Here is a 20,828-nt window from a genome sequence, read left to right on the forward strand (position 1 = left end):
CAAAAACCATCAGGTCATCTGGATGATGGTCTGCATGATGGTGCTTTCGGTGGAGATGGTCTTGGCGTTCGCCTGGTAGTTGCTCTGCGCCTTGATCAGCTCGACCAGCTCCTGGGTCAGGTTGACGTTCGAGGCTTCCAGCGAGTTCGACTCGACGCTACCCAGAGTGCCGGTTTTCGGCGAGTCGATACCCGGAATACCCGACGAGTAGGTCTCGGTCCAGCGCGTGCCGCCAATCTGCTGCAACCCTTGCTCGTTGGCAAAGCTGGCCAGGGCCACCTGGCCGATGGCGCGCGATTGCTGGTTGCTGAAGCTCGCGAACATTACGCCGGTGGAGTCGATCGACAGGCTCGACAGGATACCGGTGGCGTAGCCGTCCTGGGACTGCGACATGCGCGCCGTCTCGGTGTTGTACGAGGTGGTGCTGTTCATCGACAGCTTCATGCCGTCGGCGTTTTCCGCCGAACCGTTGGAGGCCCAGTTGCCCGCAGCATCCTTGGCGGCCGGCACCCAGCCCTTGAGGGTGAAGGTGTTGTTGGTCACGGCCCATTCGGCGTTGGCCGGGGCGCCGGCCGGAATGCTGGCCGGGTCGGTCGCCATCGACGCCACGCTGCCGTCGGAATTGAAGGTCATGGACGCTTCCAGCGGCGCAGTGGAAGTCGGGTCCATCGGGTTGCGACCATCTACCAGGGTGTACATGGTCCACTGGTTCGTACCGGTCTTGCGGTAGAACTGCTCCATGGTGTGCTCGTTGCCCTGGCTGTCATACACCTTGGTCGGGAAGGACTTGGTGTAGGTGGTGTCATCCGTCGGGTCGAAGGTCGGGCCGGCAGGCGTGGCGCTCGGCAGCGGAATGATGGTCGCTTCGGAGTTGAGGTTGATACCCTGGTCGATCAGGGTGGTGGCCTTCGGCGCCAGCGACGAGGTGTCGATCTTCAGGTCGGTCAGCACGCCGCGCTTGATGTTGCCGTTTTCGTCGGCAGCATAGCCCTGCAGGCGCAGGCCGTCCGAGGTGACCACGTAGTTGTCCTTGCTGTTCTGGAAGGCGCCGGCACGGGTGTAAACGCGTGCGCCGTTGTCGGACAGCACGAAGAAGCCCTGGCCCTGGATACCCATGTCCAGCACGTTGCCGGTGTTGTTGACGTCACCCTGGCTGAACTGCTGGGAGATCGCCGCCAGGCGCACACCATTACCGACCTGGTTCTTGCCTACACCCAGGCGGTTGGCACCGGCGTACACGTCGGCGAACTCGGCGCGCGAGGATTTGAAGCCCGTGGTGTTGACGTTGGCAATGTTGTTGCCGGTAACGTCCAGCTGCTTGTTGGCTGCGTACAGACCGCTAAGGCCGATATTGAAAGACATGCTGTTGCTCCTTATTGCCGTTCTGTCGGCCTTAGATACCGATGGTTTGTACGTCGGACAGGGAAACCTTGCCCACACCCGCCAGGTTCAGCACCATCTCGCCCGTGGTGTTGAAGCTGACGCTGGTGACCTTGGCTGGCAGCAAGGTATTCATCTGGACTGCCTTGCCATCCACCGTGGTGGTGGCAGTGAAGGTGTAGGTGCCCGGGTCGACCTTCTCGCCGCTGTTATTGGTGCCATCCCAGATGAAGTCGCCATAACCGGCCGCCTGCTCACCCAGCTCGATGGTCTTGACGGTCTTGCCATCTTTGTCGGTGATGGTGATCTTCGCCTCGCTGATGGCCTGAGGCACCACGAACTGTGCGTTGAAGCTGCTGGTGGTATCGACAACGGCCTTGTCGTTCTGCACGATCACCGAGCGGCCGACCAGCGAAGAGGCCTGCAGCGCTTGCGACGAGGCCATGGCACTGGTGATGGCGCTGACCGACTCGTTCAGCGACGTGATGCCTTCGAGGCTGCTGAACTGCGCCAGCTGCGCAACGAATTCGCTGTTGTCCTGCGGATCCAGCGGGTTCTGGTTCTGCATCTGGGTGACCAGCAACTGCAGGAACGCATCCTTGCCCAGGGTCTGACCACCGGTCGCGGAACTGGTCGTGGAGGTTTTGCTGGTTTTGGTGGTTACACCGGACGCCGCGATGACGTCGTTGAGGTTCACACCGCTGGTGCTATCGACTGCCATGGTCTGGATTCCTTATCACTGACCCAGGGTCAGTACTTTCTGCATCATGTTCTTGGCGGTGTTCATCAGCTCGGCGTTGGTCTGGAACGCACGGCTGGCGGAGATCATGTCAGCCATCTCCTCGACCACGTTGACGTTCGGGTAGTAGACGTAGCCGTCCTTGTTCGCCGCCGGGTGATTGGGCTCGTAGCGCGCTTCCAGGTTGCTCTGGTCTTCGACGATGCCCTTGACCTGCACGCCCTGCCCTGCCTCGCCCTGATCCTCGAACAGCGACTGGCTGACGCCGCTTTGCGCGTTCTGGAAGGTGGTGGCGAACACCGGATGGCGCGCACGGTAGGTCTGGTCGATGCTCGACGACACGGTCTCGGCGTTGGCGATGTTCGAGGCGACGGTGTTGAGGCGGGTGTTCTGCGCGCTCATGCCACTGCCGGCAATGTTGAAAACACTGGAAAGGGACATGAATTACTCTCCGCGCAGGGCCGAAACCAGCCCTTTGAATTTACTGTTGAGCAAGGTGAAGCTGGCCTGGAAACCGATGGCGTTTTCCGTGTAGTTCGATTGCTCGATCTGGGCGTCCACGGTGTTCTGGTCGATCGACGGCTGGGTCGGCACGCGGTATTGCATCGTGTCGTCAGCCATCGCCAGGCCTTCGGCCTCGATGTGGCGGCTGTTGGTGCGGTCCATGGCGAAGCGGCCGCTTTGCTGCTTCTGGCTCTCGGCGGCGAGCACCGAAGAGAAGTCCATGTCACGCGCCTTGTAGTTGGGCGTGTCGGCGTTGGCGATGTTGTTGGCCAGCACTTCGGCGCGCTGGGCGCGGAAGCCCAATGCCTTTTCGTGAATGCCAAGCGCCTTGTCGAAACTGATGCTCATGTCGGGAAAACCTTCGAAGGTTGGCCGGAATTTCGTTGAGCAAGGTATAGCAAGGGCTGTGCCAGAATCCCAAAACTGCGAAAACACTGGGCTGCGGCGCGAGTGGCTGATGGCGTGATGCCAGAAAAGCGGCAAAGTGCTTCCGCCTGGCGAAGCGAAAGCGGCAATTGCCGGGTGGCAAAAGCGGCAAAACAAAAAATTGACGTCAGATGGGGCGGGTGCTTTGCAGTGCATGTATCGCTTCAAGATCGAGCGCCGTCCGCGTGGCGTTCGATCTAGAAACGACAACCCCTCCAACCTTACCCAACAAGCTCAAATCTCATTAACCCTTGCCCCATCAGCAACGAAATAGACTTTTCCTACAACCGACTCAGGAATTTCCCACCCTCACTCCATGATGTGATTTCCCTGCACAAAACTGGCAGGGAGACGCCTCATGCTGCTCTGGCACATCGTGCCCACCTGGCGCGATATCGAAACACGCATCACCGATGAAATGGGCTATCAAGGAGGTGCCCATTTCCGTACTTACCTCAACGAAGAGGTGCCGTCACTGGCCCTCAACCTGCGCCGCGTGGACACCGTCCGGCGCGCGTTCCACAAGGCTTAATGGGTAGCCGGCGCGCTGCTGCGCCAGCGCTTCGCCGACCTCGACATCAAAAGCATCCTCAACGACCTGATCAGCGTCGCTGAACAGATGGCGATGATCGTCGCCGGCACTGCCCTAACCGGCGGCTTGCTCGGTGCTGGCATAGGTGCCTTCGCTGGCGGTGCCGGTGCCATTCCCGGCGGCGTTGCCGGCACCGCTATCGGCTTCAAGGTCAGCGGCTGGATCCTCGGCGCGCTGGGCATCGCCTCTATCGCCGAGTTCTTCGTCGATGGCCTGCCGCGTATCGGCGAGTACTACCTCGACGGCATCGGTATCGCCTGGGAGGGCACCCGCGGTGAAGAAGGGCTGAACGCGTTCAGCCAAGACAACCCGTTTGCCATCGACCAGGCGGCGCATTTCATTGCCACGGGGCATGTGGAAGTGGTGATGCTGCTGTTGGGCGCCATGGTGTCCTACCTCACCCGCGGGGGTGGCAACGCGGGTGTGCTTGCCCAGGAAATGGCCGCCAGCAAGAAAGGCGCGCGGATTGGGCAGTGGATGCTCAAGCACGAGGATGCGTTAAAAAAACGGCCGGACTTGCAGGTGCCTGAGCGGCGCAAGGTAGCTGTGGGCGGCCGGGAACCTGAGGTACCGTACACCCACAAAAATGACAACAGGCCGACGAAAAACCGACCGGGTTTCATGGCATTGCATCACGTCGAATGCTTTAAAACTGGCAAATTGCCGGAGTATAAGACAGGGGAATTCAAACGACAGTTGAATGGTCAAGAAGATGGGCTCAACTGGATGACGGTTGAGGAGTTTTTGGAGAGCGTTACGTCCCCAAACAAACGAAATCCCGGAATTGCCAAAAAAGCGAGGGTAAATTATGAGGACGACATCCGAATCAGTATTGCACAAGAGCTCCGAAAAACACTCAACCCATTAGACGCTGAATTGGCCGCAATCGAAAAAGCCAAAAACCGGATGTCTGTGCTGGCTGCGCTGCACAACCCTGACCTCATAGCAGGCGGCAAGGATAAAATTTCGGATTTCGGCGACCGCCAAGTGAACGCTGTAATAGGACCACAATGGAAGACGAAACTACCAAACCTCAAAAGAGCTGCCGAGACGGTTCCGCCAGAACTTAGAAGCACAACGCGCATGAACACAAAATTACACAAATGCTAAAAGGGCATCCATGATGGATAAAGTTTTTGCCAGGTTCATCGAAATTTTTGGCCCCGCCATCGACCGCAGGGAAGTGCCACCGTCAAGCCTCGACCGCTACAAAGACAAGCTACCTCCTAAGCTCTTGGAGTATTGGGCCGAACATGGCTGGGGAGGATACGGGGATGGCATTTTCTGGTTAGTCAACCCACAGGAATATGAGGCAGTCGTATCGTCCTGGATAGAAAACACAGCACTCAACACGCAAGATACTTATCACCTCATCGCCAGAAGCGCCTTTGGTGACCTGTACCTGTGGGGGGAAAAATCCGGGGCGTCACTCACAATAACAAGCGTTAGCGCTCAGTATGTATTCCACAAAAACAGCTTCACAAAAACAGAACTAGATGCTGAACTTCAGGGTTTTATCCTTTCATCACGAGTAGAGTCGAACGACTTCAACGACCTGTTCAAGCCTGCACTAAGTACACTTGGCCAACTTAAGCATGACGAGATGTATGGATTTTTCCCAGCGCTCATGCTGGGCGGCTCCGACTCTCTCAAGTTCTTGAAAAAAATCAGTGCAGTTGAGCATCTGATTTTCCTTGCTCAACTCACTGATCTAGAGCCCTATTTTTTCTCGGAAGTACCGACTTGAGCATGTTGCTCAGCAAATCAAGAGCCGCCCGCGCGGCGGCTCGGTTTGACGCGAACTACAGAACCACCGGCATACCCAGGCGCTCCGCTCTTACTTCGCCTGGTAGATGATCCCCGGGCTGCACTGGACCATCTGGTAGTGGTCCGGCAACCCGTTCAGCGCCTCCGAGGCGCCGAGGAACAAGTAGCCCCCAGGCTTCAGGGTGCTGTGAATCCGCATCAGGATGTCCTTCTTCACCTGCGCCGAGAAGTAGATCAGCACATTGCGGCAGAACACGATATCGAACTTGCCCAGGCTCGCGTAGCTGTCGAGCAGGTTGAACGAACGGAACTCGACGCGGCTGCGGATCGCCGGCTTGACCGCCCAGCGCCCTGGCGCCTTGGTATCGAAGTAGCGCTGCAGGCGCTCCTGGGACAAGCCACGGGCAATCGCCAGGCTGTCGTACTCACCGGTCTTGCAGTTGGTCAGCATCGAACCGGACAAGTCGGTGGCAACGATCTGCGCGCCCATCTTCAACTGGCCCAGGTTGCTGCGCTCGAACTCATCGATGGCCATCGAGATCGAGTACGGCTCCTGCCCCGACGAGCAGGCCGCCGACCACATGCGCAGGCGCTGGCCGGGGTTGTTCCTGATGAACTCGGGGATGACCTTGTTCTTCAGCACTTCGAACGGGTAGGTATCGCGAAACCACAGGGTCTCGTTGGTGGTCATCGCATCCACCACCTGTTCGCGCAGGCCGCCCCGCGGCTGGGTCTGGATGCGTTGCACCAGCTCGCCCAGGCTCTTGATGCCCTGCTGTTCCATCAGCTTGTTGAGACGGCTGGAAACCAGGTACTGCTTATTCTCGCCCAGCAGGATGCCACAGGCTTTTTCCAGGAAGACCCTGAACTGTTCGAACTCCAAATTACCCGTAGACACTACTGCCGCCTCTTTTCAATCACTGGTGCCGGGAGCATGCCCCCCGGCTGCTTCAATGCGCTGCCTTGATCCGGTCGACCACGCGCTGGGCCAGGTCGTCCGGCTTGAACTTGGCCAGGAAATCATCAGCCCCGACCTTCTTGACCATCGCCTGGTTGAACACCCCGGACAACGAAGTATGCAGGCAGATGTGCAATTTTTGCATACGCGGGTCGCTGCGGATCTCTGCGGTAAGCGTATAGCCGTCCATTTCCGGCATTTCAATGTCGGAGATCATCATCAGGAACTCTTCTTCCGGCTTCTTGCCCTCATCGACCAGCTTGCGCAGGTAGTCCAGGGCCTGTCGGCCATCGTTGAGCGCCACCACTTCCACACCTACCGTCTGCAGGCAGCGGCTGACCTGCTTGCGCGCCACCGACGAATCGTCGACGGTCAGTACCCGCAGCAGCGTGGCCTTGTCCTGCACCTCGGCATCGACCACGCCGGCAGACACCGACTCGGACGACGGCGCCACTTCGGCCAGCACCTTCTCCACGTCGATGATCTCGACCATGCGGTTGTCGACCCGGGTGACGGCTGTCAGGTAGTGGTCGCGACCGGTGCCTTTGGGTGGCGGATGAATTTCTTCCCAGTTCATGTTGACGATGCGCTCGACCGAGTGCACCAGGAAGCCCTGGGTCTTGGTGTTGTACTCGGTGATGATCACGAAGCTGCTGCGCGTGTCTTCCTGCAACCCCGGCAGGCCGGTCGCCATCGACAGGTCGAGAATCGGGATGGTCGCCCCGCGAATGTTGGCCACGCCGCGCACCACCGGGTGCGACTTGGGCAGCACGGTCAGCTCCGGGCACTGCAGCACTTCGCGAACCTTGAATACGTTGATGCCGTAAAGCTGCGCTCCGTTGAGACGGAACAGCAGCAACTCCAGGCGATTCTGCCCAACCAGCTGCGTGCGCTGGTTGACTGAATCCATTACCCCCGCCATGCCTGACTCCTTATGCGATCTGCCATTTTGGTGCTACGTGGTCACCAAGTCGGCACGGGCTTTGCTTTTTTGAGCGCCATGTACACGAAAACGACAAATTTCCGACGACTGACGCACCTGCTGAGCGGCACGCTCGCCGTGCTGTGCCTGCTGGCACCCGGCGTTCGCACGCTGGCGGACGCAGTTACCTTGCCTGAACAGCTTATCGGTGTCACCCAAGGGTTTCTTGAATTCAGTGTCGAGGACTACCTGGCCACCACCCAGACGCCCGGGCGCTACGAAATCCAGGTCAACCCGCTCGACCCGCGCCTGCGCATGCCGCTGTGCAGCCAGCAGCTGGACGCCTCGCTGGAAAGCCCCGCGCAGCCGCTGGGGCGGGTGACCGTACGGGTACGCTGCGACGGCAGCGCGCCGTGGACCATTTTCGTGCCGGCGACGGTGAAGCTGTTCCGCGACGTGGTGGTAGTGACCCGCCCGCTCAAGCGTGACAACGTGGTTGGCGAAGGCGACGTGGCCCTGCGCGAGCGCGACGTCGGTACGCTGACCCAGGGTTTCCTCACCGATCTCGACCAGGCGGTGGGCATGAAGATGGTGCGACCGACGGTGCTCGACCAGGTGCTCACGGCACAGCACCTGGAGCAAGCCGAGGTGGTGCGCAAGGGCGACCACGTGGTGATTACCGCACGCAGCGGCTCCTTGAGCGTGCGCATGCCGGGCGAAGCCTTGGCCAAGGGCGGCCAGGGCGAGCAGATCCGCGTGCGTAACCTCAACTCGCAAAGGGTGGTCAAGGCCCGGGTTACCGGCCCCGGCCAGGTCGAGGTCGCCATGTAGATTACGCTGGCGGTAAGGAACCGCTTTTCCTAAACTGTGTCAGAACGCGGGTTCGCGAGCTTGCTGACAGGCGGCTAAGCATTTGTGCCTAAAGTTTCTTTCGGGTTGGCCGAAAACAAGGCAAGCGTCCAAATACCCAGAGGTTTCTGATCATGGTCATCGACTTCAGTCGTTTGAATAACTCTCCGTCCATCACGGGCGGCGTTCGTGGCAATGCCACGTCCGGCAACGCCGAGAAATCCGGCGAAACCCAAGAAGCGCCAAAAAGCGCCAGCGCCAGCGGAGAAGCGGTACACCTCAGCCAAGAGGCCCAGCAGTTGCAAAAGGTCAGCGACAAGCTGCGCGACCAGCCCGTGGTCAACAGTGCCCGTGTGGCCCAGTTGAAGCAGGCGATCGCAGACGGCAGCTACCAGGTCGATGCCGGCCGGGTCGCCAGCAAACTGCTCGATTTCGAAGCCCAGCGCTGACCGTTCGGCGCGCTGACTTCACGGACGCTATGTAAAGCCAAGAGTTAGCCATGCACGACATCACTTTGCTGCAACTGATCGAAGACGACATCGCCCCGACCCAGGAACTGCTCGACCTGCTCCAGCAGGAATCGGTGGCCCTGCACGGTCGCGACATGGCGCCGCTGGAGGGCATCCTGGCCCGCAAGCAGTCGCTGATCGTCCTGCTCGAGCAGCAAGGCATGCGGCGCAATAACCTGCTCACCAGCCTTGGCCTCAGCGCCAACCGCGCCGGGGTGCAGGCATTGGCGGCGCAGTCGGACAACGGCGAGCTGATCCTGCAGCAGCTGGAGGTGCTGAACCAGCTGATGAATGACTGCCAGAAGGTCAACGAGACCAATGGCCGGATCATCCAGGTACAACAACACGTCACGGCCAACCAGATCAGAATCCTTCAGGGCGGTGAAGCACCGTCGCTCTACGACAGCCGTGGCACCACTTCTCCACTTGCCAAGCCCCGGGCGCTCAGCCAAGTGTGATTACTTCTATCAAGGCACGGAACATACTGGCAAAATGCCGTTACTTGCGTGTGTCGTTTTTGCCTGGAGATTGAAAACCCGTGTTCAATGAAGCCGATGCCCCGCAACCGCCGAAGGTGCTGAACACGCCCTTGGAGATCGCGGCCAACCTGCGCCAGCTACAAGAGAGCCATGATCCGCTGATCATCACCTTCCATGAGCGCAGCCAGCGGTTCCAGAGCTACGTGGTACACGTGGACCGTGACAGCAATACCCTGGCGCTGGACGAAATGATCCCGCGCGATGGCGAAAAATTCATCGAGAATGGCGAACCGTTCCGCGTCGAAGGCTTCCACGATGGCGTGCGCATCGCCTGGGAATGCAATCAGGAACTGAAGATCAGCGAAGTCGACGGCCACCGCTGCTACCGTGGCGCGATGCCGGAAGAGATGACCTACCACCAGCGCCGCAACGCCTTCCGCGCCGCGCTGAAGCTGTCGCAACTGGTCGACATCATTCTCGACGGCAGCTTCCTCAAGGGTAACGGTGCCCTGCGCGGCAAGTTGCTGGACATCTCGGCCACCGGCTGCAAGCTGCGCTTCGAAGGCAACGTCGAGGACCGCCTGCAACTGGGCCAGGTGTACGAACGCTTCAAGGCCGGCAACCCGCTGGGCCTGGTGGACACCATGGTCGAGCTGCGCCACCTGCATTATGAAGAGCGGATCAACACCACCTTCGCTGGTGTGCGCTTCCATAACCTCAATGGCCAGGCACAGCGCAAGATCGAGAGTTTTGTCTACCAGCTGCAGCGTGAAGCACGGCGGTTCGACAAAGACGACTACTGAGTCGCCTGCCAATACAAGAACGCCACCCATCGGGTGGCGTTTTTGTTTGTATGTTTGCAGGACAGGCCTCTTCGCGGGCTCGCCCGCTCCCACAGGGACCGCACCGGTCTCGAAACCTTTGCAGTACCTGTGGGAGCGGGCAAGCCCGCGAAGAGGCGGGCACAGGCTCAAACCGACTTGCTGACCTCATCCTCAGGCCGAGCCTCGGCAACCGGCTCTGCCTTCTGATCATCCTCGGTATCCTCAGCCGCCACTGGCGCCTGCATCACCTCCTGCACGGTCTGCTCATCCACCCGTGGGTCAAGCGCCGCCGACAGTGGCGAACCGGCCGCCGGCATGGCCACGTGGCCCAACGGCGCATCCTGCACCTGGTGCAGCCCGGTAACCGCCTTCGGCCGGATGCGCCACACCAGTACCAGGGCAAAGAACGCGAAGAACGCATACAGCATCTGCGCCCCCAGGACCTTCATTAGCACCCCCGCCGCCAGTGGCCCGATACAGGCACCCACGCCATAGGTGACCAGCAGCATGGCGGTCAGTGACACCCGTCGCTCGCTCTCGACGTGGTCATTGGAAAACGCCACTGCCAGCGGGTAAAGGCAGAACTGCAGCAGCGAAATCACGAAGCCGATGCCGAACAGCACCTCCAGCGGCACGCTCGGCAGGAACGCCAGCGGCGCCGAAGCCAGTGCCAGGCCCACCGCGACGCTGCGGATCAGCACCGCCCGGTCATAACGGTCTGACAACCAGCCCAGCGGCCACTGCACCAGCAGCCCGGCGAAGATGCAGCAGCCCATGAACAGGCCGATCTGCTCGGTCGACATGCCTTGGCTGGAGGCGTACAGCGGCGCCAGGCCGTAGAACGAACCGACGATCAAGCCTGAACCCAGCACCGTGCTGAGCGACTGCGGCACCCGCTTGATGAAGAACTTCGGCTCCATTGGCGCTGGGCGCAATGGCGCCGGGTGGATGCGCCGGGTCATCGCCACCGGCACCAGGCACAGGGCAAAGCACATGGCTACCAGCATCAGCAGTTCCGGGCCCAGCTGCGGGTGCACCACCAGGATCAGCTGGCCGAGCACCAGGCCAAGGTAGGAGGCGATCATGTAGCCACTGAACACCGCACCGCGGTACTTGGCCTCGGCCTGCTCGTTGAGCCAGCTTTCGATGACCATGTACTGGCACATCATCCCCAGGCCGACGATCATCCGCAGCCCGACCCACACCGGCAGCCAGCTGGTCATGCCATGCCCCAGCACTGCCGCGCAAACGATGCCGGCGCAGGTGGTGTAGGCCCGTATGTGCCCGACCCGGCCGATCAGCCGGTGGCCGACCTTGCCGCCCACGGCCAGGCCGAAATAGTTGGCGGCCATCAAGGCACCGACCCACAGGCTGTCGACATGATCGGCCGCCAGGCGCAGTGCCAGGTAGGTACTGAGCAGGCCCGAGCCGATCAACATCATCAAGGCGGCAAAATACAACGACTGAAAGGGCTTCCAGATGTTCCGCATACGTCCCGTCGAACTCCCTGGTCAGGTGGCGTTGGCTTGCTGGCAAGCATAAAAGCAAAATCGCCGCGGCGCAGTCCCCTGCCAGACAAATAGCCGGACCGGGGCGCGTCCAGTAGCGGTTGTGTCGCGATCAGGCCTGTGCAGCCAGTACGCGCCGCTCCCAGGGGGTGATCTCGTTGAAGAAGTCCGTCAGCTCCAAGGTCTTGCTGGCCAGGTAGCCATCGATGAACTCGCCGCCGAACAGCTCCCGCGCCAGGGCGCTGCGCTTGAGGCGCTCGAGGGCCGCATGCAGGGTGCACGGCAGGCTCAGGTGTTCCGGCACCTCGAACTCGCCCTGGATTGCAGCGGTTGGCTGCAGGCGCTGCTCGATGCCGTGCAGGCCGGCGGCCAGGCTGGCAGCGATGGCCAGGTAGGGATTGGCGTCGGCGCCCGGCAGGCGGTTCTCGACCCGCCGCGCCACCGGGGCGCTGGCCGGAATGCGCAGGCCGGCAGCGCGGTTGTCCTCGGACCAGCAGGCATTGTTCGGCGAGGCGTAGGGGTGGCACAAACGCTGGTAGGAGTTGACGTTGGGCGCGAAGAGCGCGGTGAAGTCGGCCATGCACGCCTGCTGTCCGCCGATGAAGTGGTAGAAGGTGTCGGTCGGCTGCCCTTGTTCATCGCTGAACACGTTGCGCCCGCTGGCGATCTCCACCACGCTCTGGTGAATGTGCATGGAGCTGCCCGGGGTGTGCGCCAGCGGCTTGGCCATGCACACCACGCTCAGGCCGTGCTTGAGTGCCACTTCCTTGAGCAGGTGCTTGAACAGGAAGGTCTGGTCGGCCAGCAGCAGCGGGTCGCCGTGCAACAGATTGATCTCGAACTGGCTCACGCCCATTTCGTGCATGAAGGTGTCGCGTGGCAGGCCCAGGGCCGCCATGCACTGGTAGACCTCCTGGAAGAACGGGCGCAGGCCATTGTTGGAACTGACGCTGAACGCCGAATGGCCAAGCTCGCGGCGGCCATCCTTGCCAACGGGTGGCAGGAAGGGTTGCTGCGGGTCGGTGTTGGGGGCGAAGACAAAGAACTCCAGCTCGGTCGCCACCACCGGCGCAAGGCCAAGGGCGGCGTAGCGGGCGATCACCGCCTTGAGCTGCCCCCGCGTGGACAGCCCGGAAGGCCGGCCATCGAGCTCGTTGGCGTCACAGATGGCCAGCGCCAGGCCCTCTTCGCTCCACGGCAGGCGGTGAATCTGCGCCGGTTCCGCCACCAGCGCCAGGTCGCCGTCGTCACTGCCGTAGAAACGCGCCGGCGGGTAGCCACCCATGATGCATTGCAGCAGCACGCCCCGGGCCATCTGCAGGCGGCGGCCTTCGAGGAAGCCCTCGGCAGTCATCACCTTGCCACGGGGAACACCGTTGAGGTCGGGGGTGACGCATTCGATCTGGTCGATGCCCTGGAGGAGCTCGGCGTGCGAGCGGTGGGCGGCGGTGGTCATGACGCTTGTCCTTGTTGTTATAGGCTGACAACAACATAGGCTTGGGGTGTTTAAAATATCAAGCACCCTCTGTGTTGCCTGTGCCGGCCTCTTCGCGGGCTCGCCCGCTCCCACAGGACAGCACGAGCCTCAGGCATTGTGTGATCCCTGTGGGAGCGGGCGAGCCCGCGAAGAGGCCGGCACAGGCGAAAATTATTCGCGCAAGGTCATGCCATTGGAAGGCAACGGCAACGCCGTCTTGTATCTCACCTGCTTGAGGGCAAAGCTCGAGCGGATGTTCGCCACCCCCGGCAACCGCGTCAGGTAATCGAGAAACCGCTCCAGCGCCTGGATGCTCGGCAACAGCACCCGCAACAGGTAATCCGGGTCGCCGGTCATCAGGTAGCACTCCATCACCTCGGGCCGCTCGGCGATCTCTTCCTCGAAGCGGTGCAACGCTTGCTCGACCTGCTTCTCCAGGCTGACATGGATGAACACGTTCACATCCAGCCCCAGCACCTCCGGCGACAGCAAGGTCACCTGCTGGCGGATCACCCCCAACTCTTCCATGGCCTTGACCCGGTTGAAACAGGGCGTCGGCGACAGGTTCACCGACCGCGCCAGTTCCGCATTGGTGATGCGTGCGTTGTCCTGAAGGCTGTTGAGAATGCCGATATCGGTACGATCGAGCTTGCGCATGAGACAAATTCACCGGTTTTTTATGTTTATCCGGAATGTTTATCTCCCCTGCCAGACAAAGGCAATCAACTTGAGAGAAAAATTCTCCTGCCCTCCCACTAAGATGTAAATGACGCTGACCTACCAGTCACAAGCCGGTACTCAGCGGCGGCCGCTTCAGAGCTCACAAAAACAACATCCGAGCGAGCGTAAAAAGCATGAACGAGTACGCCCCCCTGCGTTTGCATGTGCCCGAGCCCACCGGCCGGCCAGGCTGCCAGACCGATTTCTCCTACCTGCGCCTGAACGACGCAGGGCAAGTCCGTAAACCCCCGATCGATGTCGACGCTGCCGACACCGCCGACCTGTCCAAAAGCCTGGTCCGCGTGCTCGACGAGCAAGGCAACGCCCAAGGCCCGTGGGCCGAAGACATCGACCCGCAGATCCTGCGCCAAGGCATGCGCGCGATGCTCAAGACGCGCATCTTCGACAGCCGCATGGTGGTTGCCCAGCGCCAGAAGAAGATGTCCTTCTACATGCAGAGCCTGGGCGAGGAAGCCATCGGCAGCGCCCAGGCGCTGGCGCTCAACCGCACCGACATGTGCTTCCCCACCTATCGCCAGCAGAGCATCCTGATGGCCCGCGACGTGTCGCTGGTAGAAATGATCTGCCAGCTGCTGTCCAACGAGCGCGACCCACTCAAGGGCCGCCAGTTGCCGATCATGTATTCGGTGCGCGAAGCCGGTTTCTTCACCATCAGCGGCAACCTGGCGACCCAGTTCGTGCAGGCAGTCGGCTGGGCCATGGCCTCGGCAATCAAGGGCGATACCAAGATCGCTTCGGCCTGGATTGGCGACGGCGCCACCGCCGAGTCGGACTTCCACACCGCCCTCACCTTCGCCCACGTCTACCGCGCCCCAGTGATCCTCAACGTGGTCAACAACCAGTGGGCGATCTCCACCTTCCAGGCCATCGCCGGTGGCGAGCAGACCACCTTCGCCGGCCGTGGCGTGGGTTGCGGCATCGCCTCGCTGCGGGTCGACGGCAACGACTTTGTCGCCGTCTACGCTGCCTCGCGCTGGGCTGCCGAACGTGCCCGCCGCGGCCTTGGCCCCTCGCTGATCGAGTGGGTCACCTACCGCGCCGGCCCGCACTCGACCTCGGACGACCCGTCCAAATACCGCCCCGCCGATGACTGGAGCCACTTCCCGCTGGGCGACCCGATCGCCCGCCTGAAGCAGCACCTGATCAAGATCGGCCACTGGTCCGAGGAAGAACACCAGGCCACCACCGCCGAGTTCGAAGCCGCGGTCATCGCCGCACAGAAGGAAGCGGAACAGTACGGCACTCTGGCCAACGGCCACATCCCGAGCGCGGCTTCGATGTTCGAGGACGTGTACAAGGAAATGCCTGACCACCTGCGCCGTCAGCGCCAGGAACTGGGGGTCTGAGATGAACGATCACAACAACAGCATCAACCCGGAAACCGCCATGGCCACCAGCACACTGACCATGATCCAGGCCCTGCGCTCGGCCATGGATGTCATGCTCGAGCGCGACGACAATGTGGTGATCTACGGCCAGGACGTCGGTTACTTCGGCGGCGTGTTCCGTTGCACCGAGGGCCTGCAGACCAAGTACGGCAAGTCGCGGGTGTTCGACGCCCCGATCTCGGAAAGCGGCATCGTCGGCACTGCCGTGGGCATGGGCGCCTACGGCCTGCGCCCGGTGGTGGAAATCCAGTTCGCCGACTATTTCTACCCGGCGTCCGACCAGATCGTCTCGGAAATGGCCCGCCTGCGCTACCGCTCGGCCGGCGAGTTCATCGCCCCGCTGACCCTGCGCATGCCCTGCGGCGGCGGCATCTACGGCGGCCAGACCCACAGTCAGAGCCCTGAGGCAATGTTCACCCAGGTCTGCGGCCTGCGCACGGTGATGCCGTCCAACCCGTATGACGCCAAGGGCCTGCTGATCGCCTCGATCGAATGCGACGACCCGGTGATCTTCCTGGAGCCCAAGCGCCTGTACAACGGCCCGTTCGACGGCCACCACGACCGCCCTGTCACCCCGTGGTCGAAGCACCCGCAAAGCGCCGTGCCGGACGGCTACTACACCGTGCCGCTGGACAAGGCCGCCATCACCCGCCCGGGTAACGATGTCACCGTGCTGACCTATGGCACCACCGTCTACGTGGCCCAGGTGGCCGCCGAGGAGAGCGGCGTCGACGCCGAAGTCATCGACCTGCGCAGCCTCTGGCCGCTGGACCTGGAGACCATCGTCGAGTCGGTGAAGAAGACCGGCCGCTGCGTGGTCGTGCATGAAGCCACCCGCACCTGCGGCTTCGGCGCCGAGCTGGTGTCGCTGGTGCAGGAGCATTGCTTCCACCACCTCGAGGCACCGATCGAGCGCGTCACCGGCTGGGACACCCCCTACCCCCACGCACAGGAATGGGCTTACTTCCCAGGCCCTTCGCGGGTAGGCGCGGCATTGAAACGGGTCATGGAGGTCTGAATGGGCACGCACGTCATCAAGATGCCGGACATTGGCGAAGGCATCGCGCAGGTCGAGTTGGTGGAATGGTTCGTCAAGGTCGGCGACGTGATCGCCGAGGACCAGGTGGTGGCCGACGTCATGACCGACAAGGCCACCGTGGAAATCCCTTCGCCGGTCAGCGGCAAGGTGCTGGCCCTGGGTGGCCAGCCGGGTGAAGTGATGGCGGTCGGCAGCGAGCTGATCCGCATCGAAGTGGAAGGCAGCGGCAACCATGTGGATGTGCCGCAGGCGAAACCTGTGGAAGCGCACAGCGCGCCCGTGGCGCCTGTTGCTCCCACGCCAGAAACAAAAGCGCCGCAGCCGGCAGCCTTGCAGGCACCCGAGCAACACGTCGAGGCACCGATCGTGCCGCGCCAGCCGGGCGACAAGCCGCTGGCCTCGCCGGCAGTGCGCAAGCGCGCCCTGGATGCCGGCATCGAGCTGCGCTACGTGCATGGCAGTGGCCCGGCCGGGCGCATCCTGCACGAAGACCTCGACGCCTTCATGAGCAAGCCGCACAGTGCTGCCGGCCAGGTGCAGAGTGGCTATGCCAAGCGCACCGACAGCGAACAGGTGCAGGTGATCGGCCTGCGTCGCAAGATCGCCCAGCGCATGCAGGACGCCAAGCGCCGTGTCGCGCACTTCAGCTACGTGGAAGAAATCGACGTCACCGCCGTCGAGGCCCTGCGCCAGCAGCTCAACGCCAAGCACGGCAACACCCGCGGCAAGCTGACCCTGCTGCCGTTCCTGGTCCGTGCCCTGGTCGTCGCCTTGCGCGACTTCCCGCAGATCAACGCCACCTACGACGACGAAGCCCAGGTCATCACCCGCCACGGCGCAGTGCATGTGGGCATCGCCACCCAGGGTGACAACGGCCTGATGGTGCCGGTACTGCGCCATGCCGAAGCCGCCAGTCTGTGGGCCAATGCCGGCGAGATCTCGCGCCTGGCCAACGCCGCACGGAGCAACAAGGCCAGCCGTGAAGAACTGAGCGGCTCGACCATTACCCTGACCAGCCTCGGCGCCCTGGGCGGCATCGTCAGCACCCCGGTGGTCAACACCCCGGAAGTGGCGATCGTCGGCGTCAACCGCATCGTCGAGCGCCCGGTGGTGATCGACGGCCAGATCGTCGTGCGCAAGATGATGAACCTGTCCAGCTCGTTCGATCACCGGGTGGTCGATGGCATGGATGCCGCACAGTTCATCCAGGCCGTGCGCGGCCTGCTCGAACAACCCGCCTGTCTGTTCCTGGAGTGAGCATGTCCCAGATCATCGACACCACCCTGCTGATCATCGGCGGCGGCCCCGGCGGCTACGTCGCCGCCATCCGCGCCGGGCAATTGGGCATCCCCACCGTGCTGGTCGAAGGCCAGGCCCTGGGCGGCACCTGCCTGAACATCGGCTGCATCCCGTCCAAGGCGCTGATCCATGTGGCCGAGCAGTTCCACCAGACCGCACGCTTTGCCGGGCAGTCGCCACTGGGCATCAGCGTCGATAGCCCACGCCTGGACATCAGCCAGAGCGTGGCCTGGAAGGACGGCATCGTCGACCGCCTGACCACCGGCGTGGCCGCCTTGCTGAAAAAGCATGGGGTCAAGGTGATTCACGGCTGGGCGAAGGTCCTCGACGGCAAACAGGTCGAGGTCGACGGCCAGCGCATCCGCTGCGAGCACCTGCTGCTGGCCACCGGCTCGCACAGCGTCGAACTGCCAATGCTGCCACTCGGCGGGCCGATCATTTCCTCCACCGAAGCCCTGGCGCCCAAGGCCCTGCCCAAGCACCTGGTGGTGGTGGGCGGCGGATACATCGGCCTGGAGCTGGGCATCGCCTATCGCAAGCTGGGTGCGCAGGTCAGCGTGGTGGAAGCCCGCGAGTGCATTCTGCCGACCTACGACAGCGAACTGACTGCACCCGTGGCAGAATCGCTGAAGAAGCTGGGCATCGCCCTGCACCTGGGCCACAGCGTCGAAGGCTACGAGAACGGCTGCCTGCTGGCCAGCGATGGCCAGGGCGGGCAACTGCGCCTGGAAGCCGACCAGGTGCTGGTGGCCGTGGGCCGCCGGCCACGCACCAAAGGCTTAAACCTGGAGTGCCTGGACCTGAAGCTGAACGGCGCCGCCATCGCCATCGACGAGCGCTGCCAGACCAGCATGCGCAACGTCTGGGCCATCGGTGACGTGGCCGGCGAACCGATGCTTGCCCACCGCGCCATGGCGCAGGGCGAGATGGTTGCCGAAATCATTGCCGGCAAGACCCGGCGTTTCGAACCTGCAGCGATTGCCGCGGTGTGCTTCACCGACCCGGAAGTCGTTGTAGCAGGCAAGACGCCAGAGCAAGCCAGCCAGCAAGGGCTGGACTGCATCGTTGCGCAGTTCCCGTTCGCCGCCAATGGCCGGGCCATGAGCCTGGAATCGAAAAGCGGTTTCGTGCGGGTGGTGGCGCGGCGTGACAACCACCTGATCGTGGGCTGGCAGGCGGTAGGTGTGGCGGTATCGGAACTGTCCACGGCGTTTGCCCAGTCGCTGGAGATGGGCGCACGGCTGGAAGATGTGGCCGGCACCATCCATGCTCACCCGACGCTGGGCGAGGCGGTGCAGGAAGCGGCACTGCGCGCGCTGGGCCACGCACTGCATATCTGACACTGAAGCGGCCTAGGCCGATTTGACCCGCTGCGCTCCAGGCGCCGCGGGTCTTTTTTCGCTCGTCGCCAGACCACGTCAGACGCGGAAGTAACCCACCGACGAATCGAACGGCAGGCGCTTGAGCTCGATCTTGTTCAAGTCCAGCACGTCACGCAGCGCCTGGGTTTCGCCCGGGAAGTTGCGGTAGGCCACTTCGTCCAGCACCACGATTGCCCCCTTGGGCATGTATGGCAGGAAGGTTTCCAGCGCTACCTTGGTCGATTTGTACAGGTCGGTGTCAAGAATCAGCATCGCCACCACCAGGTCCGGACGGGTCTTGACGAAGGCCGGCACGGTTTCCAGGATGTCACCCTTGACGATCTCGCAGCGCGGGATGCGGTTGACCGGACGGATCAGGTCGTTGGCATCGATCATGTCCTGGATCAGCGTCTCGTCGGTGTCGGAGAACATGCTTTCGTTGATGTCGGCCGGATCCTGCTCGGCATCGATGCTGGCGAAACCACCGAAGGTGTCGAAACCGATGATCGAACGGTTGATCGCATACGGCTCCAGAATCATCGACAGCTGCATGTACAGCATCAACGAGTTGCCTTTGTACACACCACATTCGACGATGGCGCCAGGAATGTCCTGGACCATCTTGAACAGTTCGATGCGCGACAGCGCAGCGGTCACGGCGATACGGTTGGCGAACAGGAACGGTGCATCAGCCACGTATTGGGCATCGACACGGCTCAGCACGCTGGCGCGCTTTTCGTTGTACTCGACCTCGGCAGCGGTCAGTCGACGCTTGGTCATGGGTTAACTCCCTGGAATTGCGAAAAGTCGCTGGCATTGAAAAAGTCTTTGAAGCCGGCCTCTGCGTCCGAACAGCCGTTGTCGACGTTCGGTGCGCCGCGCTTGTGCAGCAAGTCTTGCAGGTGGATCAGGCGGAAGTCCACGCTGAAGCGCACCTTGTCGGTGAAGTTGGCCACGGTGCCGTGCAGGTGGGCACCCGAGAAAATCAGCATCTCGCCACTGTTGGCGGCCACACGCAGCTCGGCGCTGGTGTCGATGTCTTCCAGCGGCACCGGATGCACCCGAGTCTCTTCGGTGATGTTCTGCGAGGCCTTGTGCCGCTGCACGTTGATCCAGTCGTTCAGGCTCCACTGGGCCGAACTGTTGTGCACCGGCCGCTCGAAATACGCCGGGTTGATCATCATGGTCTGCTCGGGCTCGATGCTGTATACCGGCATCCAGGTGTTCACCTGGCTTTCGACGCTGCCGTACCAGGTATCACGGTGCGGTTTGTAGGCATAGCTCACGCCCGCATGCAGGTAGTCGTAGTTGGGCACCACGCGCACCCGCGGCACGTCGAAGATGTACTCTTTCGGGTCGGCGCCGATCTCGCGGATGAAATCACGGATCAGTGCCTTGGCTTCAGGGCCATTGGTGAACTGGCGCTTGAGTGCGGTGACGCGCTCGACGAAGGTCTCCACCGGCATCATCTTGTGCAGCGACTGGTGCTCGGTTTCGCCTTCGAAAGCGGCGGTGATGCTCTGCCGGGCCAGGGCGCACAGCTGATGTGCATTGCCAAGCCCGGTTTCGAGGAAGATGTCGCCCTTGAACAGCGCGCCCCGGTAGTCCGGCTTGTTTTTCACCTGGTTGACATAAAGATTCATACTTGCCCCTTCAGAAATCTTTGAGACCAATGCCTACTGCTGGTTGCGTCGACCGGCAGCGGGGCATGAATTGAAGTGGACGCAAGGCGACGCACCCTGCCGCTGCGGGCAGGTACTCCAACCATTGGCGATACGGACGCATGGCCCGTACCCAGTGACCTATGAGTCGGCATGCTGACAGGAAACTTTAAGCCGCGCGCGTACCGGCGATCAGGATCCTCGCCAGCTGCGCCTGCCGGTATCCCGTTCACACTCCTGCTGCAATGTCTTCTCCAGCCGGGGTTGTTTGCCGCAGGCGGCAACGTGTTTCCTATGACAGGCAAGCATATGCCTGGCGGCCAACGATCGAAATAGCCCGAACGCCCTGTTTTCGCGGCCTGCACGGCTGGCATGGGACTTGCCCTGCTTCCCTGGCTTTGCAAC

The 20,828-nt window shown here is 62.1% G+C and carries 20 protein-coding genes and 1 pseudogene; 10 read left to right on the plus strand and 11 right to left on the minus strand.

The window, feature by feature from the left end; translation table 11 throughout:
- Window positions 1–9 precede the first annotated feature (9 nt).
- Genes flgE through flgB form a run of 4 tightly spaced genes read right to left on the minus strand, consistent with a single transcriptional unit; the run spans window position 10 to window position 2,971 of the window.
- Window positions 10–1,362, minus strand: a complete 1,353-nt coding sequence (gene flgE, locus N430_RS10765; RefSeq protein WP_110636428.1) for a flagellar hook protein FlgE — start codon at window positions 1,360–1,362, stop codon at window positions 10–12.
- A gap of 31 nt (window positions 1,363–1,393) precedes the next feature.
- Window positions 1,394–2,101: a flagellar hook assembly protein FlgD gene (gene flgD, locus N430_RS10770; protein WP_110636425.1), complete on the minus strand. Its 708-nt coding sequence runs from the start codon at window positions 2,099–2,101 to the stop codon at window positions 1,394–1,396.
- A 15-nt stretch (window positions 2,102–2,116) separates the two neighbouring features.
- Window positions 2,117–2,560 (minus strand): flagellar basal body rod protein FlgC, encoded by a 444-nt coding sequence (gene flgC / locus N430_RS10775; RefSeq protein ID WP_027921143.1) that lies wholly within the window; start codon window positions 2,558–2,560, stop codon window positions 2,117–2,119.
- A 3-nt stretch (window positions 2,561–2,563) separates the two neighbouring features.
- Window positions 2,564–2,971 carry a flagellar basal body rod protein FlgB gene (gene flgB, locus N430_RS10780; RefSeq protein ID WP_085677749.1) on the minus strand — a complete coding sequence of 136 codons (408 nt, stop codon included), beginning with the start codon at window positions 2,969–2,971 and terminating at the stop codon, window positions 2,564–2,566.
- A gap of 436 nt (window positions 2,972–3,407) precedes the next feature.
- On the opposite strand from flgB, the pseudogene N430_RS10785 reads away from it, so the two are divergent.
- Both N430_RS10785 and N430_RS10790 read left to right on the plus strand, forming a co-directional pair.
- Window positions 3,408–4,751, plus strand: a pseudogene (locus tag N430_RS10785) (DUF6861 domain-containing protein).
- 13 nt (window positions 4,752–4,764) lie between these two features.
- Window positions 4,765–5,388, plus strand: coding sequence for a GAD-like domain-containing protein (locus N430_RS10790; protein ID WP_110636805.1), 624 nt, complete (start codon window positions 4,765–4,767; stop codon window positions 5,386–5,388).
- A 90-nt stretch (window positions 5,389–5,478) separates the two neighbouring features.
- Here the strand turns inward: N430_RS10790 and cheR are convergent, their stop codons facing one another.
- Complete coding sequence (gene cheR / locus N430_RS10795; protein WP_027921141.1) at window positions 5,479–6,306, minus strand: protein-glutamate O-methyltransferase CheR; 828 nt, start codon at window positions 6,304–6,306, stop codon at window positions 5,479–5,481.
- Between the two features lie 52 nt (window positions 6,307–6,358).
- Window positions 6,359–7,288, minus strand: a complete 930-nt coding sequence (locus N430_RS10800; protein WP_110636422.1) for a chemotaxis protein CheV — start codon at window positions 7,286–7,288, stop codon at window positions 6,359–6,361.
- A gap of 78 nt (window positions 7,289–7,366) precedes the next feature.
- On the opposite strand from N430_RS10800, the gene flgA reads away from it, so the two are divergent.
- The 4 genes from flgA to N430_RS10820 all read left to right on the plus strand — a co-directional run bounded on the left by flgA (window position 7,367) and on the right by N430_RS10820 (window position 9,928).
- Complete coding sequence (gene flgA, locus N430_RS10805) at window positions 7,367–8,119, plus strand: flagellar basal body P-ring formation chaperone FlgA (RefSeq protein WP_110636420.1); 753 nt, start codon at window positions 7,367–7,369, stop codon at window positions 8,117–8,119.
- A gap of 152 nt (window positions 8,120–8,271) precedes the next feature.
- Entirely contained in the window at window positions 8,272–8,586 is a 315-nt protein-coding gene (flgM, locus tag N430_RS10810; protein WP_110636417.1) for a flagellar biosynthesis anti-sigma factor FlgM, read from the plus strand.
- A 50-nt stretch (window positions 8,587–8,636) separates the two neighbouring features.
- Window positions 8,637–9,104 (plus strand): flagella synthesis protein FlgN, encoded by a 468-nt coding sequence (locus N430_RS10815; RefSeq protein WP_110636414.1) that lies wholly within the window; start codon window positions 8,637–8,639, stop codon window positions 9,102–9,104.
- Between the two features lie 80 nt (window positions 9,105–9,184).
- Window positions 9,185–9,928, plus strand: a complete 744-nt coding sequence (locus N430_RS10820) for a flagellar brake protein (protein WP_110636411.1) — start codon at window positions 9,185–9,187, stop codon at window positions 9,926–9,928.
- A 167-nt stretch (window positions 9,929–10,095) separates the two neighbouring features.
- Here the strand turns inward: N430_RS10820 and N430_RS10830 are convergent, their stop codons facing one another.
- From N430_RS10830 to bkdR, 3 genes are all read right to left on the minus strand, one after another.
- Window positions 10,096–11,439: an MFS transporter gene (locus N430_RS10830; RefSeq protein ID WP_110636405.1), complete on the minus strand. Its 1,344-nt coding sequence runs from the start codon at window positions 11,437–11,439 to the stop codon at window positions 10,096–10,098.
- A gap of 130 nt (window positions 11,440–11,569) precedes the next feature.
- The gene (locus N430_RS10835; protein ID WP_165837352.1) at window positions 11,570–12,811 is read right to left on the minus strand and encodes a glutamine synthetase family protein; all 1,242 of its coding nucleotides are present in this window, start codon (window positions 12,809–12,811) and stop codon (window positions 11,570–11,572) included.
- A 294-nt stretch (window positions 12,812–13,105) separates the two neighbouring features.
- Entirely contained in the window at window positions 13,106–13,591 is a 486-nt protein-coding gene (bkdR, locus tag N430_RS10840; RefSeq protein ID WP_012315571.1) for a Bkd operon transcriptional regulator BkdR, read from the minus strand.
- Between the two features lie 197 nt (window positions 13,592–13,788).
- Here bkdR and N430_RS10845 point away from each other — a divergent pair, with 197 nt between their 5' ends.
- Genes N430_RS10845 through lpdA form a run of 4 tightly spaced genes read left to right on the plus strand, consistent with a single transcriptional unit; the run spans window position 13,789 to window position 18,741 of the window.
- On the plus strand, window positions 13,789–15,021 hold the full coding sequence (locus tag N430_RS10845) for a 3-methyl-2-oxobutanoate dehydrogenase (2-methylpropanoyl-transferring) subunit alpha (RefSeq protein WP_103446457.1): 1,233 nt from the start codon (window positions 13,789–13,791) through the stop codon (window positions 15,019–15,021).
- Window position 15,022: 1 nt separating this feature from the next.
- Window positions 15,023–16,081 carry an alpha-ketoacid dehydrogenase subunit beta gene (locus tag N430_RS10850; protein ID WP_110636399.1) on the plus strand — a complete coding sequence of 353 codons (1,059 nt, stop codon included), beginning with the start codon at window positions 15,023–15,025 and terminating at the stop codon, window positions 16,079–16,081.
- Entirely contained in the window at window positions 16,082–17,359 is a 1,278-nt protein-coding gene (locus N430_RS10855) for a dihydrolipoamide acetyltransferase family protein (protein ID WP_110636396.1), read from the plus strand.
- A gap of 2 nt (window positions 17,360–17,361) precedes the next feature.
- The gene (gene lpdA / locus N430_RS10860) at window positions 17,362–18,741 is read left to right on the plus strand and encodes a dihydrolipoyl dehydrogenase (protein WP_110636393.1); all 1,380 of its coding nucleotides are present in this window, start codon (window positions 17,362–17,364) and stop codon (window positions 18,739–18,741) included.
- A 78-nt stretch (window positions 18,742–18,819) separates the two neighbouring features.
- Here lpdA and N430_RS10865 read toward each other — a convergent pair whose 3' ends face one another.
- Together N430_RS10865 and N430_RS10870 are read right to left on the minus strand one after the other, a co-directional pair.
- On the minus strand, window positions 18,820–19,542 hold the full coding sequence (locus tag N430_RS10865; RefSeq protein ID WP_027921127.1) for a TylF/MycF/NovP-related O-methyltransferase: 723 nt from the start codon (window positions 19,540–19,542) through the stop codon (window positions 18,820–18,822).
- Window positions 19,539–20,405 carry a hypothetical protein gene (locus N430_RS10870; RefSeq protein ID WP_110636389.1) on the minus strand — a complete coding sequence of 289 codons (867 nt, stop codon included), beginning with the start codon at window positions 20,403–20,405 and terminating at the stop codon, window positions 19,539–19,541. Before N430_RS10870 ends, N430_RS10865 begins: the two co-directional genes overlap by 4 nt.
- Window positions 20,406–20,828: the final 423 nt, after the last annotated feature.

Origin of the sequence: Pseudomonas sp. CC120222-01a, from assembly GCF_003097235.1 — a bacterium.
Lineage (GTDB): Bacteria > Pseudomonadota > Gammaproteobacteria > Pseudomonadales > Pseudomonadaceae > Aquipseudomonas.